This is a genomic window from Bradyrhizobium sp. HKCCYLS20291 (assembly GCF_051167715.1).
In the GTDB taxonomy this organism is placed as follows: domain Bacteria; phylum Pseudomonadota; class Alphaproteobacteria; order Rhizobiales; family Xanthobacteraceae; genus Bradyrhizobium.
This window is the reverse complement of record NZ_JBNPTO010000005.1, coordinates 317,702-331,517: the sequence shown is the minus strand read 5'-3', so window position 1 is coordinate 331,517 and position 13,816 is coordinate 317,702. Positions and strand designations below refer to the sequence as shown.

At 66.1% G+C, this 13,816-nt stretch carries 16 protein-coding genes; all 16 read left to right on the top strand.

The window, feature by feature from the left end; translation table 11 throughout:
* The first annotated feature begins 8 nt into the window (after positions 1 to 8).
* The 16 genes from cybH (at position 9) to ACQR07_RS14380 (ending at position 13,810) form a co-directional block, all read left to right on the top strand.
* Entirely contained in the window at positions 9 to 752 is a 744-nt protein-coding gene (cybH, locus tag ACQR07_RS14455) for a Ni/Fe-hydrogenase, b-type cytochrome subunit (protein ID WP_434902937.1), read from the top strand.
* 4 nt (positions 753 to 756) lie between these two features.
* On the top strand, positions 757 to 1,359 hold the full coding sequence (locus ACQR07_RS14450; protein WP_434902936.1) for a HyaD/HybD family hydrogenase maturation endopeptidase: 603 nt from the start codon (positions 757 to 759) through the stop codon (positions 1,357 to 1,359).
* A gap of 29 nt (positions 1,360 to 1,388) precedes the next feature.
* A complete protein-coding gene (locus ACQR07_RS14445) occupies positions 1,389 to 1,679 on the top strand; it encodes a HypC/HybG/HupF family hydrogenase formation chaperone (RefSeq protein ID WP_434902935.1) in 291 nt (96 codons plus the stop codon).
* A 223-nt stretch (positions 1,680 to 1,902) separates the two neighbouring features.
* Complete coding sequence (locus tag ACQR07_RS14440) at positions 1,903 to 2,349, top strand: hydrogenase accessory protein (RefSeq protein WP_434902934.1); 447 nt, start codon at positions 1,903 to 1,905, stop codon at positions 2,347 to 2,349.
* Entirely contained in the window at positions 2,346 to 3,209 is an 864-nt protein-coding gene (locus tag ACQR07_RS14435; protein WP_434902933.1) for a hydrogenase expression/formation C-terminal domain-containing protein, read from the top strand. Before ACQR07_RS14440 ends, ACQR07_RS14435 begins: the two co-directional genes overlap by 4 nt.
* Entirely contained in the window at positions 3,206 to 3,418 is a 213-nt protein-coding gene (locus tag ACQR07_RS14430; protein WP_434902932.1) for a rubredoxin, read from the top strand. The genes ACQR07_RS14435 and ACQR07_RS14430 overlap by 4 nt, the downstream gene beginning before the upstream one ends.
* The gene (gene hybE, locus ACQR07_RS14425; RefSeq protein WP_434902931.1) at positions 3,415 to 3,924 is read left to right on the top strand and encodes a [NiFe]-hydrogenase assembly chaperone HybE; all 510 of its coding nucleotides are present in this window, start codon (positions 3,415 to 3,417) and stop codon (positions 3,922 to 3,924) included. Before ACQR07_RS14430 ends, hybE begins: the two co-directional genes overlap by 4 nt.
* Positions 3,921 to 5,024 carry a nickel-dependent hydrogenase large subunit gene (locus ACQR07_RS14420; RefSeq protein WP_434902930.1) on the top strand — a complete coding sequence of 368 codons (1,104 nt, stop codon included), beginning with the start codon at positions 3,921 to 3,923 and terminating at the stop codon, positions 5,022 to 5,024. Before hybE ends, ACQR07_RS14420 begins: the two co-directional genes overlap by 4 nt.
* Positions 5,017 to 5,358, top strand: coding sequence for a hydrogenase maturation nickel metallochaperone HypA (gene hypA, locus ACQR07_RS14415; RefSeq protein WP_434902929.1), 342 nt, complete (start codon positions 5,017 to 5,019; stop codon positions 5,356 to 5,358). Before ACQR07_RS14420 ends, hypA begins: the two co-directional genes overlap by 8 nt.
* Positions 5,358 to 6,350, top strand: a complete 993-nt coding sequence (gene hypB, locus ACQR07_RS14410) for a hydrogenase nickel incorporation protein HypB (protein ID WP_434902928.1) — start codon at positions 5,358 to 5,360, stop codon at positions 6,348 to 6,350. The genes hypA and hypB overlap by 1 nt, the downstream gene beginning before the upstream one ends.
* The gene (gene hypF, locus ACQR07_RS14405) at positions 6,347 to 8,605 is read left to right on the top strand and encodes a carbamoyltransferase HypF (RefSeq protein ID WP_434902927.1); all 2,259 of its coding nucleotides are present in this window, start codon (positions 6,347 to 6,349) and stop codon (positions 8,603 to 8,605) included. Before hypB ends, hypF begins: the two co-directional genes overlap by 4 nt.
* Positions 8,605 to 8,841, top strand: coding sequence for a HypC/HybG/HupF family hydrogenase formation chaperone (locus ACQR07_RS14400; RefSeq protein WP_434869089.1), 237 nt, complete (start codon positions 8,605 to 8,607; stop codon positions 8,839 to 8,841). The genes hypF and ACQR07_RS14400 overlap by 1 nt, the downstream gene beginning before the upstream one ends.
* On the top strand, positions 8,838 to 9,965 hold the full coding sequence (gene hypD, locus ACQR07_RS14395; protein WP_434902926.1) for a hydrogenase formation protein HypD: 1,128 nt from the start codon (positions 8,838 to 8,840) through the stop codon (positions 9,963 to 9,965). Before ACQR07_RS14400 ends, hypD begins: the two co-directional genes overlap by 4 nt.
* On the top strand, positions 9,962 to 11,002 hold the full coding sequence (hypE, locus tag ACQR07_RS14390; protein ID WP_434902925.1) for a hydrogenase expression/formation protein HypE: 1,041 nt from the start codon (positions 9,962 to 9,964) through the stop codon (positions 11,000 to 11,002). The genes hypD and hypE overlap by 4 nt, the downstream gene beginning before the upstream one ends.
* A gap of 8 nt (positions 11,003 to 11,010) precedes the next feature.
* Positions 11,011 to 12,468, top strand: coding sequence for a sigma-54-dependent transcriptional regulator (locus tag ACQR07_RS14385; protein WP_434902924.1), 1,458 nt, complete (start codon positions 11,011 to 11,013; stop codon positions 12,466 to 12,468).
* Positions 12,443 to 13,810, top strand: coding sequence for a sensor histidine kinase (locus ACQR07_RS14380; protein WP_434902923.1), 1,368 nt, complete (start codon positions 12,443 to 12,445; stop codon positions 13,808 to 13,810). The genes ACQR07_RS14385 and ACQR07_RS14380 overlap by 26 nt, the downstream gene beginning before the upstream one ends.
* Positions 13,811 to 13,816 lie beyond the last annotated feature (6 nt).

The window sequence follows — 13,816 nt, the reverse complement described above, 5'->3', positions numbered from 1 at the left end:
GGATTGTCATGATGGATGCAGTTGCACGTCCCGCCGATACCGAGCCGAATCTGGCCGCGATCGCGGCCGATGCGGCCGGCGAGCATGCGGTCGGCAGGCCTACGGTCTATGTCTACGAGGCCCCCGTCCGCATCTGCCACTGGATCAATGCGTTCGCGATCCTGATCCTGATGGCCACCGGCTATCTGATCGGAACGCCGCTCCCGACGGTGTCGGGAGAGGCGTCGGCGAACTTCGTGATGGGCTACATCCGCTTTGCCCATTTTGCGGCCGGGCAGGTGCTGGCGGTGTTCTTCCTCGCCCGCATTTTCTGGGCCTTTGTCGGCAATCACCACTCGCGGCAGATCTTCTACATCCCGGTGCATCGCAAGCAGTTCTGGAAGGAAGTGCTGCACGAGATCCGCTGGTACGCGTTCCTGGAACGCGAGCCGAAGATGTATGTCGGTCACAATCCGCTGGCGCAGACGGCGATGTTCACCGGCTTCACGCTGTTCGTCGCCTTCATGATCGTCACCGGCTTCGCGCTCTATTCGGAAGGCACCGGCATCGACAGCTGGCAGCACAAACTGTTCGGCTGGGTGTTTTCGATCTGGCCGAACAGCCAGGATGTCCATACCTGGCATCATCTCGGCATGTGGGCGCTGGTGACGTTCGTGATCGTCCACATCTACGCGGCCATTCGCGAGGACATCATGTCCCGCCAGAGCATCATCTCGTCGATGATCTCGGGCGAGCGGCAGTTCCGGGATTGATGAGATGACGGAGCAGGCGGCGATGGACGAGGTCGGGCGCAACCGCATCCTGGTGCTCGGGATCGGGAACATCCTGTGGGCGGACGAAGGCTTCGGCGTGCGGGTGGTGGAGGAATTCCACCGCCGCTACACCGTGCCCGACAACGTCACGATCCTCGATGGCGGCACGCAGGGGCTCTACCTCGTCAACTACGTCGAGGAGGCCGACGACCTGATCGTGTTCGATGCGATCGACTACGGACTCGTCCCGGGCGAGCTCAAGCTCGTCCGGGACGAGGAGGTGCCGCGCTTCACCGGCGCCAAGAAGATGAGCCTGCACCAGACCGGATTCCAGGAGGTCCTGAGCGCGGCCGATCTGCTCGGCCGCTATCCGCGCCGCCTGGCGCTGATCGGCTGCCAGCCGCTCGATCTCGAGGATTGGGGCGGGCCGCTCACCTCGCCCGTGCGCGCGCAGATCGAGCCGGCGATCGAACTCGCCTGCGCATTGCTCGCGGAGTGGGGCGCGCCGGCCGTGCTGCGGCTGGAGCCGCTCGCCGGCGATGCGCGGCTGCTCGCGAACGACATCGATCATCACAGCTACGAGATGCGGGCCGGCGCGGCAGAGTGAGGCCCCGGCCTCACGAGGGAGAGACGTTCATGTGCCTGGGTCTGCCGATGACCATCGTGGAGACCGATGGCGTCTCGGCGCTGTGCAGCCTTGATGGCGAGCAGCGCCGCGTCTCGGTGCTGCTGCTGTCCGATCCGCCCGTCGGCGCGAAGGTGCTGGTCTATCTCGACAACGCCGTACGCGTGCTTGACGACGAGGAAGCCCGGCTGATCGGCGAGGCGCTGCGGGGGCTGCAGGCGGCGATGAATGGCGAGAACTGCGACGACTTCTTCGCCGACCTGATCGACCGCGAGCCGCAGCTCCCGGAGCATCTGCGCTAGGCCTTTGCTCCGCCGCCCGCCGGAAACAAGGTTGCCATATATAAAGAAAGTTGGCAGTCTTTACCTGCAAAGTTCCTTGGCAAGTTTGTTGGCGGAACTCTGACCTCTAAGAATACATAAATTTTTCAATAACTTGTTGAAGTCGCCACGAGCGCGGCTTCTGGCACGTTGATTGCTAACCATCCAGAATACGTCAACGAGAACTGGTCAGGGGGAGACGTCGATGGAAATGCTGCTGCGTGATCCAGCGCGCAGGCGACACGGATTGCCGGAGGTCGATACCACGACGGTCGACGCCTTACTCGACGACGCGCATCGCGCCGGCACCATTGCCGTGCTGCTGTCCGCCGGAGACCCGGCGCGGTTTCCCGAGGCGCTCGACGTCGCGATCGTACTGCCCGAGCTGATCACCGCATTTCAGGGGCGGCTGCGTGGCGCCGTTATCGCGCGCGATGCCGAAGCCGAACTCGGGACCAGGTTTGGCGTGCGTGTGCAGCCGAGCCTGATCCTGTGCCGCGGGACCGAGACGCTGGGACTGATCGCGAAGATTCAGGACTGGTCGGTCTACGTCGAGCGCATCTCGCGCCTGATCGATCGCCGTGCAGGCGCAACGGCCGCAGTGGTCGCGAGCATCATTCCGTCCCATCAGCCATCAGGAGCCGATCGATGAAACCCGGATTTTGGATCGCTCCCGAAGGCGCGGAGCAGCCGGTCAGCGTGTTTCCAATCGGCGAAGAGGCGCTCAAGGCGCAGTACAGGGGGCTGACGGCCTCCGGCGCGCTGGCCAAGCTCGCCACGCTGGATTCGGAGGCGCTGGCCCGCAGCTGTCCGCGCGCGGTCGAATTGCTGTCGACGATCGCATCCGCCGTCGCAGCGCAGACCGCCGATGCGCCGACGCAGTTGTTCCGGCTCGCCGGTCTCAACGACCTCGAACGCCGGCTGATCGACGACGTGCTGGGAGAAGGCGAGGTCGCGGGCGTGGTGGCCTTGCCCGACGGAACGCTCGCGCAGATCCAGGAATCCGTGCTGGCGGGCATCTGGCGGGTCCGGCTGGAGCGCGACGAGAGCCACGACTACATCGAGATCGGCGCCGTCCCCGAGATCGTGGCGCGCGCAGCCACCGATCTGACGGCGTCCGACATCGTCATCGGGCCGGCGCCCGAGGGCGCGATGAATGCGCTGCCGGTGCTCGCCGAGATCCGCGACCGCGCGCTGTCCTGGCGCCCAGGCCAGCGCTCGCAGACGATCAACTTCACCTTGCTGCCGATGAGCGCCGCCGACATGAGCTTCCTGCAGGAGACGCTCGGCAACGGGCCGATCCAGCTGATGTCGCGCGGGTACGGCACCTGTCGCGTGCTCGCAACCGGCGTGCGGCATGTCTGGTCGGTGCAGTTCTTCAACGCCATGGACACGATCATCCTGGACACGCTCGAGGTCGGCGGCGTGCCGGTGGTCGCGCTCGCCGCGCCCGAGGATTTCGAGGATTCCGCCGAGCGCCTGAAGCAGATCATCGAGGCCTATTTCTCATGAGCGGAGGTTTTGAGAATTTCGGCGTGCGCAGCGATCTCGCCGATGACGTGCTGCTGGAGTGCGGCATCTGCTGGACGCGCTACGACCCGGCGGAAGGCGATGCCGTCGCGCAGATCGTGCCGGGCACGCCGTTCTCCGCGCTGCCGGACGAGTGGCATTGCCCGAACTGCGACGCGCCGAAGGCGAAGTTCATGGTGGTGGAGTCATGAGCGCCGCGGCGGCCGGGCAGGGGACTGATGACGTCACACCGGTCGCGTGGGGCGAACGCCTGGTCCAATACTACCAGGACATCGGCGAGCGCGTGATGCGCGACCTGCCGATCTATCACGATGCGCTGGCCGTCGAAGCGATCGGCTTCACCAGTTTCCAGGGACGGACGATCGGCATCGTGATCACGCCCTGGTTCCTAAATGTGGTGACTCCGGTTGCACAAGGCGCGGCCGGATCGTCCGTGACGATCGCGCTTCCTGCTGGCGGCTTCGAGTTCACGATCGGCGAGGTCGACGGGATCGGGCGGATCGCGAGCTGCTCGTTGTTCTCGCCGATGTTCGACTTCGTGGACATGGCCGCGGCGCGCGCGGCCGCCGATGCGGCGCTGGTTGCGATCATGGCTCCGCCGGAGGACGAAGCGTCAGCCGTGCCTGCCGGAAAGCCACCGGGCGCCATTGACCGCCGCGCCTTCCTGCGCGGCACGCTGTCGGAGGGGCGTCCATGACGCTCGCCTTCCGCAACCACATCGACGTGAGGCTGTCGGTTGCCGATCAAGTGATCGCCGGCGTGGATATCCAGCCGCGCACGCGTCCGCCGCTGCGACGTCTGTTCGCCGGCAAGCCGGCCGAGACGCTGCTCGCGACACTGCCGCGGCTGTTCTCGCTGTGTGCCGGCGCGCATCAGGTCGCGCTGATCTCGGCGCTCGAGGCGGCGCGCGGCCAGCAGCCGTCATCCTTGACGCACCACCGTCGTATCAAGGCTGTCATCAACGAGCGGTTTGTCGAGATGTTGCGCGGGCTGCTGCTCGGCCCGCTGGCTGGGGATCGCGGCACCACGCAATCGGCTCAGCGCCTTCTGCAGGCCGTCGCGTCGCTGCAGGGCGCATCGGGCGCGGCCGAGCCCGCTTTGCAGCGGGTGGAAACCTTGTCACAGATCAAGATCGGCCTGTCGGCGTTGGGCATAGGCTTGGAGGCGGAGCTCGTTTTGCCGGGAACTCCGCTCGCGTCGTTGATGGCGGCGTCCAGAACGGCTGCCGATGAAGGATGGAAGCCCATTTCGTCCGAGCACGGCGTGCTCTCGGCGGTCGACGATGCCGACGTGGTCGCCCGGCTGGCGGAGCCGGACTCGGCGTTCGCGGAGTTGCCTGATCTCGATGGCCGCGTGCCGGAGACCGGCGTGTGGGCCCGGCATGCGGTGCACAGGGCGCATCGAGCCGCAGGACCGCTGGAGCGCCTGTCCGCCAGGGTTGCCGAGATCGCTGCGCTGGCGCGCTGGATCGAGGCCGGCGAGGCTGAGGATGAAGCCAGCGACGACCGTCTCGTTGCAGGTTTCGCGATGGGGCCGGGGCGCGGCGCAGGCGTGGTCGAATGCGCGCGCGGGCGGCTGTATCACGTCGTCGAGCTCGACGCCGAGGGCGCGATCGCGCGCTTCGACTATCTCGCACCGACGGAATGGAATTTCCATCCGCGTGGCCCGGTTGCGACCAGCCTGATCGGCGCGCGGCTCCGCGACGCCGCCGATCACGCCGCGGTCGAGGCAATGGTCGGCGCGTTCGATGCCTGCGTCGGCTGTCGCCTGGTGGTTCGGGAGATGGCCGATGCATGAGATGGCGCTGTGCGAGGGCATCGTCGAGATCGTCGAACAGGAGGCGCGCAAGGGCGCGTTCTCCAAGGTGAAGACCGTATGGCTCGAGATCGGCGCGCTGAGCCATGTTGCGCCGGAGGCGCTGCGGTTCTGCTTCGAGGCGGTCACCGCGAACACGATCGCGAAAGGGGCGGCGCTCGAGATCATCGAACAGAAGGGCACGGCGTGGTGCCTGGGTTGCTCGCGCAGCGTCGAAATCGTTCAACGTTGTGACGCCTGCCCTGCATGCGGCAGCCATCAGCTGCAGGTCACGGGCGGCGAGGACATGCGGGTCAAGGAACTGGAGGTCGAGTGATGTGTACAGTCTGTGGCTGCAGTGACGGCAAGTCCTCCATCGAACATGGCGATCATCATCACGATCACGGTGATCATCATCATCATCACGAGCACGCGGATGATCACGGCCACGATCATGCCGGACACCATCACCACGGCCACCATCACCATCATCATGGTCACGGCCCCGATCATGATCACCACCATCATGGCCACGATGATCACGACCACGGTCACGCGCATGACGACCATCATCACCATGACTCAGCGGATCGCATCGACTGCTCGGCCAACCCGGCCGGTCAGGAGATCGCCGGCCTGTCGAGCGGGCGCATCATCCAGATCGAGCGCGACATTCTCGGCAAGAACAACCGGCTGGCGGCCGAGAACCGCGCGCGCTTCGCGGCCCACGACGTGCTGGCGTTCAACCTCGTCTCCAGCCCTGGTGCCGGCAAGACCTCGCTGCTGGTTCGTGCCGTGTCCGAGCTGAAGCAGAGCCGGCCTGTCGCGGTGATCGAGGGTGATCAGCAGACCTCCAGCGATGCCGAGCGCATCCGCTCGACCGGGGTGCCGGCGATCCAGATCAACACCGGCAAGGGCTGTCATCTCGACGCGGCGATGGTCGGCGAGGCCTATGGCCGGCTGCCGGCGCTGCGTGGCGGCCTGCTGTTCATCGAGAATGTCGGCAATCTGGTCTGCCCGGCAGCCTTCGATCTCGGCGAAGCGAGCAAGATCGTCGTGTTCTCGACCACCGAGGGCGAGGACAAGCCGCTCAAATATCCAGACATGTTTGCGGCGTCGGCGCTGATGCTGATCAACAAGATCGATCTGGCGCCGGTGCTCGATTTCGATCTGGCGCAGACGATCGAATATGCCCGCCGCGTGAATCCCAAGATCGAGGTGCTGACGATCTCGGCCAAGACCGGCGAAGGTTTTTCGGCCTTCTATGCCTGGATCCGCAAGCAGGGAGAGCGGATGCGGGCCAACGCGCTGGGAGCTGTCCAGGCATGAGCGTGTCGGGCCTGCCATTGGTGGTGGATCGCCAGCGCCTCCGGCTCCGCGTTCGCGGCGCCGTGCAGGGCGTCGGTTTCCGCCCCTATGTCCATGGCCTGGCCACGCGCTATCAACTGGGCGGCTTTGTCGCCAACGATGCAGATGGTGTCGTCATCGAGGTCGAGGGCGATCAGGTCGCCCGTTTCGTCGACGCGCTGCCACGACAGACGCCACCTCTGGCGCGCATCGACGACATTGTCGTTGAGCCGGTCGCAGCTGACGCCGGCGCGGACTTTCGCATTGCCGAGAGCAGGGGCGGCCGGGTGACGACGCGGATCGTGCCGGACGCCGCGACCTGCGCGGCGTGCCTCGCCGAGCTGTTCGATCCCTCCAGCCGCTTCCATCTCTACCCCTTCGTCAATTGCACGCATTGTGGTCCGCGCTTCACCATCGCCGAGCGGCTGCCCTACGACCGCGCGAGCACCGCCATGAAGCGGTTTCCGATGTGCAACGATTGCCGCGCCGACTACGACGATCCGTCCGGTCGCCGGTTTCATGCCGAGGCGATCTCGTGCCCGCGCTGTGGGCCGCAACTGAGCCATGGCATCGATGACGTCGCGATGGCGCTGGCTGAAGGCAAGATCGTCGCCATCAAGGGCCTCGGCGGCTATCAGCTGCTATGCGATGCGCGCGATGAGCACGCTGTCCAGCGTCTGCGCGCCCGCAAGCAGCGCGACGGCAAGCCGTTCGCCGTCATGCTGGACAGCGTCGAAGCTGCGAGCGAGGTTGCCGAGATCGGCGAGGCCGAGCGCACACTGCTGGAGCAGGTGGCGCGGCCGATCGTGCTGCTGCGCTCGCGCCATCGCGTTGCGCGCTCGGTCGCGCCGGGCTTGGCCAAGATCGGCGTCATGCTCCCGGTCGCGCCGCTGCATCATCTGATCTTCCAGGCGCTGCGCGCGCACCGTCGCGAGACGACATGGACGCTGGTCTGCACCAGCGCCAATCCGAGTGGCGAGCCGCTCCTCACCGACAATGATGAAGCCAGGGCCGATCTCACTGGCATCGCGGATCTGATCGTCACGCATGACCGCGACATCGTCATCCGCGCTGACGATTCCGTGGTCGCGGTGATAGCCGGCGCGCCGCGTTTCATCAGGCGTGCCCGCGGCTATGTTCCGGAGCCGATCCGGCTGGCGCGCAGCATGCCGCCGGTGCTCGCCGTCGGCGCGCAGTTGAAGGCCACGGTCACGGTGACGCGGGGCGACGAGGCGTTCGTCTCGCAGCATCTCGGCGATCTCGATACCGCCGCCGCGATCCGCTTCTTCGAGGAAACCATCAGCCATCTGACGTCGATCCTCGACGTCACGCCGCTGGCAATCGCGCATGACCTGCATCCGGACATGGCGTCGACGCGCTTCGCGCAGGCGCAGGGTCTGCCGACGCTGCCCGTGCAGCACCATCATGCTCACGCCGCTTCCGTGCTGGCCGAGCATGGCCGAACGGAGCCCGCGTTCGCACTGGTGCTCGATGGCTTTGGCTACGGCAGCGATGGCGGCGCCTGGGGTGGCGAGTTGCTATGCTGCGAGGGGACTCGCTTCCAGCGCCTCGGCCATCTCGCACCATTGAAGATGCCGGGCGGCGATCGCGCGGCGCGGGAGCCGTGGCGGATGGCGGCGGCTGTGCTGCACGATGCCGGCCGCGCGGCCGAGATCGCAGCGCGCTTCGCGGATCAGCCGCAGGCGCGTCACTTGCCGATATTGCTCGATCGCGCTGAGATCCCGGTGACGACCAGCGCCGGCCGGCTGTTCGATGCGGCCGCCGGATTGCTCGGTGTCAGCGCCGTCCAGCACTACGAGGGCGAGGCCGCGATGATGCTGGAGGCGCTGGTGCGGGAGGCAGCGGTGCTGCCACGGGGCTGGACCATCACCGATGGCGTGCTGTCGCTGCGGCCGCTGCTGGCGCATCTGATCGCAAACGATGTCGATGCGGGCGAAGCGGCCGGGCTGTTTCATGGCACCCTCGCCGCAGCCTGCGTCGACTGGATCGCAGGCGCTGCGCGGCGCAGCAGCATCGACACCGTCGTGCTGAGCGGAGGCTGCTTTCTCAACGCGATTCTCACCGATGCGATCGTGCGCGGCTGCCGTACGGCCGGACTCGAACCGCTGCTGCCGCGCCGGCTGCCGCCGAATGATGGTGGCCTCAGTCTGGGACAGGCCTGGGTGGCCGGCCTGCAGTTGATCGACAACAACGAACAATCTGGAGGGATCGTCTGATGTGCCTGGCCATTCCCGCCGAGGTGATCAAGCTGCTGCCTGACGACATGGCGATCGTCTCGATCGACGGCGTCAGCAAGGAGGTGTCGGTCGCGCTGATCGAGGAGATCGCGATCGGCGACTACGTCATTCTCCATGTCGGCCACGCACTGGCGAAGATCGATCCGGAGGAGGCGCGCGAGACGCTCGATCTGCTCCGGCAGATGGGACAGGCAGTCGCGGAGGTCAGACCATGAAATATGCCGACGAGTTTCGCGACAAGGAGCTGGCAATCGGGCTCGCGCGGGCGATCCGCGCCAAGGCTGACCCATCGCGCGCCTATCGCTTCATGGAGTTCTGCGGCGGCCATACCCACGCGATCGCGCGCTATGGCCTGGAGGACATGCTGCCCGACAACGTCCGCATGATCCATGGTCCGGGATGTCCCGTGTGCGTGCTGCCGGCCGGGCGCATCGACATGGCGATCGCGCTGGCCGAGCGGCCGGAGGTCATCCTCTGCGTCTATGGCGATCTGATGCGGGTGCCGGGCTCGCGCGGCGCCTCGCTGCTGAAGGCCAAGGCGCGCGGCGCCGATATCCGCATGGTGTATTCGACCTTGGATGCGATCGCGCTCGCCGAGCAGAACCCGGGCCGCGAGGTCGTGTTCTTCGCCATCGGCTTCGAGACCACGACGCCGCCGACGGCCGTGATGATCCGGGCCGCCGAGAAGAAGCAGCTTTCGAACTTCAGCGTGTTCTGCAACCACGTGCTGACGCCACCGGCGATGCGCGCGATCCTCGACAGCAAGGAGACCGTGGAGATCGACGGCTTCGTCGGGCCGGCTCACGTCTCGACCGTGATCGGCACCGAGCCCTATGCGCCGTTCGCGCGCAATGACGGCAAGCCGGTCGTGATCGCCGGCTTCGAGCCGCTCGACATGATGCAGGCGATCCTGATGCTGATCGAGCAGGTGAACGACGGTCGCCACGAGGTCGAGAACCAGTATCGCCGCGCGGTCACCGGCAGCGGCAACCTGCATGCCATCCGGGAGGTTGCCGAGATCTTCGAGCTGCGCGACCAGTTCGAGTGGCGCGGTCTCGGCAGCATTCCGGCGAGCGCCCTGAAGCTGCGGCCCGCCTTCGCGCATCTCGATGCCGAGCAGCGCTTCGGCATGGCCGAACTGGTCGTCGCCGACAATCCGGCCTGCGAATGTCCGGCGATCCTGCGCGGCCTCAAGAAGCCGGTCGACTGCAAGCTGTTCGGCACGGCGTGCACGCCGGAGACGCCGATCGGCTCCTGCATGGTATCGTCCGAAGGCGCCTGCGCGGCGCATTGGACCTATGGCCGCTTCCGCGACCATCAGCGGAGGCTCGCATCATGAGCATGCATCAGCGCCGGCTCGACCTGAAGAACGGCTGTGTCGATCTCTCGCATGGCGCCGGCGGCCGGGCGATGGCGCAGCTGATCGCCGGGCTGTTCCACGAGGCGTTCGGCAATGAATGGCTGGCGCGCGGCAACGACCAGTCGGCGTTCGACGTCGCCGCCGGCCGCATGGTGATGACGACGGACGGCTACGTCGTCTCGCCGCTGTTCTTCCCCGGCGGCAATATCGGCTCGCTCGCGGTCCACGGCACCGTCAACGACATCGCGATGGCCGGTGCGAGGCCGTTGTATCTCTCAGCCAGCTTCATCATCGAGGAAGGGTTTCCGTTCTCCGACCTGAAGCGCATCGCTGACGCGATGGGGCAGGCTGCGCGTGAAGCGGGCATCGCGATCATCACGGGTGATACCAAGGTGGTCGAGCGCGGCAAGGCGGACGGCGTCTTCATCTCCACGGCCGGTGTCGGCGTGCTGCCTGACGGCCTCGATCTTTCGGCTGACAAGGCGCGGCCCGGCGATCGTGTCTTGTTGTCCGGCAGCCTCGGCGACCATGGCGTCGCCATCATGTCGAAGCGGCAGAACCTGACCTTCGACACCGAGATCGTCTCGGATTCGGCCGCGCTGCATGATCTCGTCGCCGCCATGGTGGTCGCCGGAGGGCGGGGCATTCGTTTGATGCGCGATCCGACGCGCGGTGGACTTGCTGCGACGATGAACGAGATCGCGCAGCAATCGAATCTCGGCTTCCGCCTGCAGGAGGAGACGATTCCGGTGAAGCCGGCGGTTGCCGCGGCCTGCGAACTGCTCGGGCTCGATCCGCTGCATGTCGCCAATGAAGGCAAGCTGGTCGCGGTCGTTGCTCCGGAGCTCGCGGGCGCCGTGCTCGCTGCAATGAAAGCGCATCCGCTGGGACATGATGCGGCCGACATTGGCGAAGCCGTGGCTGACGATCATCGCTTCGTGCAGATGGCGACGAGCTTCGGCGGCGGGCGCATCGTCGACTGGCTGTCGGGCGAACAGCTGCCGCGGATCTGCTGAGACGGACGATGGGCATCCAGGGAACGATACTGGTCGTGGATGACGAGATCCGGTCGCAGGAGGCGCTGCGGCGCGTCCTCAACCAGGATTTCGAGGTGCTGTGCGCGGGCAACACCAGCGATGCGGAGAAGCTGCTCGAAGGCGAGATCGTGCATGCCGTGATCTGCGACCAGCGCATGCCGCAGGAATCCGGCGTCAGCTTCCTCAAGCGCGTGCGCGAGCTGTGGCCCGATCCTGTCCGGATGATCATCTCGGGCTATTCGGACTCCGAGGACATCATCGCCGGCCTCAACGAGGCCGGCATCTATCAGTACATCACAAAGCCCTGGCAGCCGGACCGCCTGATCGAGATCGTGCGCGAGGCCGTGCAGCTCTATCGCCTGCAGAAGGAGACCGAGACCGCCGGCGTCGATGTCAAGGCGACGCCCGAGCACATCAAGAAGGTCGTCTCGGTCAAGCGCGGCGCAGCCAAGAAGCTGTACGACTTCGACCGCATCGTGCATTCGGCGGCGAGCCCGATGCGCAACGTCATCGAGCTCGGCCGCCGCGCCGCCGACTATGACATCTCGGTGCTGATCACCGGCGAATCCGGCACCGGCAAGGAGCTGCTCGCCCGCGCCATCCATTACGGCTCGGGCCGCGCCAACAAGGCGTTCGTGGTCGAGAACTGCGGCGCGCTGCCCGACGAACTGCTGGAAAGCGAGCTGTTCGGCTGCAAGAAGGGCGCGTTCACCGGGGCCTATCAGGACCGCATCGGCCTGTTCGAGGTCGCCGATGGCGGCACCATCTTCCTCGACGAAATCGGCGAGACCTCGCCTGCCTTCCAGGTCAAGCTGCTGCGTGTGCTGCAGGAGAGCGAGATCCGGCCGCTCGGCGCCCAGCGCGTGCGCAAGGTCGACGTGCGCGTGGTCGCAGCCACCAACCGGGATCTCGAGGCCGAGGTCGAGGCCGGCCGCTTCCGCCGTGACCTCTACTACCGGCTCGCGGCGTTCCCGGTGCACATGCCGTCGTTGCGCGAGCGTCCGATGGACATTCCGCTGATCGCGGAGGGCGTGCTGTCGGCGGTGAAGATCTCGTTCAACCGGCCGCATCTGCGCTTCGCGCCGCCGGCGCTGGAGGAATTCTCGAAATACCACTGGCCCGGCAATGTCCGCGAGCTGCAGAACGAGATCCAGCGCATGGCCGTGCTGGCCGATGCCGACGAGCTGCGCTGCCCGCCCTTTGGCGGCCGGCGCAGCGGCCGCCGCGCCGCGCCTGCCATGGCCAACGGCAAGCTGAACGGGTCGGGAAGCCTCAAGGACAGGGTGGAGGATCTGGAAAAGACCATCATCGTTCACTGTCTCGAGAAATATGATGGTAACATCAGCCGTGTCGCGAGCGAGCTCGGCCTGTCGCGGGTGGGCTTGCGGAACAAATTGTCGAGATACGATCTGAAGAAAAATGGCAAAGGCCACGCATTCTCCTGAGGGCTCGGGAGCCGATACGCTTCTCAAGCTGATCGCGAGCAGCAGCACGCTCGAACTGGACAGCGAACGCGAAGGCGTGTGGATCGAAGTCATCCGCAAGATGGACGAGGTCTATTCCGACCTGCTGCGCTACGAGGTCGATCTCGAGCACAAGAACGCGGAGCTCGAAGAGGCCCAAGCGTTCGTCACCAACGTCATCGAGTCGGTCTCGGACATCCTGGTCGTCTGCGACGCCAGGGGCAACGTGCAGCAGGCCAACTCGGCGTTTCAGCAGACCTCTGGCCGCGCTCTGGCCGATATCGTCGGTCGCGACATCTCCGAGCTGATCGAGCTCGATCACCGGACCAAGCTGGCCGCTCTTCTGAAGCCGCGCAGCAGCGCCGAAGTGGTCGATGGCGAGCTGCGCTTTGCCGCCGATGGCGCAAGCTCCGATTTGTTCGCCATCAACAGCTCGCCCCGGCACGACCATCGCGGCCGCTTTATCGGCGTCGTGCTCACGGGACGGCCGATCGGCGAGCTGCGCCGCGCCTATGAGGCCCTGCACAAGGCCCATCACGAGCTGCAGCGGGCGCAGCGGCAGCTGGTCGAGCAGGAGAAAATGGCGAGCCTCGGCCGCCTCGTCGCCGGCGTCGCGCACGAGCTGAACAATCCGATCAGCTTCGTCTATGGCAACATCCACACCCTGATGCGCTACCGGACCTCGCTCGTCGGCTATCTCGATGCCGTGCACGAGCAGCCGGTGGCCGATGACCTGGCCGCGTTGCGTTCCGATCTGCGGATCGATGCCATCCTCGAGGATTTCGGGCCGCTGATCGAGGGCACGCTCGAAGGTGCGGTGCGGATCAGCGAGATCGTCAAGAACCTGCGCCGGCTATCGTTCTCCAAGCTCGGCGAGGTCGAGCGCGTCAACATCGAGCGGCTGGTCAACACCGCAGTGTTGTGGGCAGGGCGCACCAAGCAGCACCGCGTCGACATCCAGGTCGAGGTCGAGCCGGACCTGTGGATCTCAGGCAATGAAGGTCAGCTGCATCAGGTGATCGTCAACCTCGTCGAGAATGCGATCGACGCAATGCGCGCCACCGGGTTGCCGCGGCTCGTCGTGGCGGCGGGGCGTCAGGGCGGCGAGATCCTGTTCAGCATCAGGGACAATGGTCCCGGCATCGACAAGGATCATATAAGCCACATCTTCGAGCCGTTCTTCACCACTAAGCGCGTCGGCGAGGGGACCGGTCTCGGGCTGTGGATCAGCTACGGCATTGTGCGCGAGCACGGCGGCGAGCTCTGCGCCAGCAACGAGCCGGAGGGCGGCGCGACGTTCTCCTTCAGCTTGCCGGCGGCTTGAGCACCA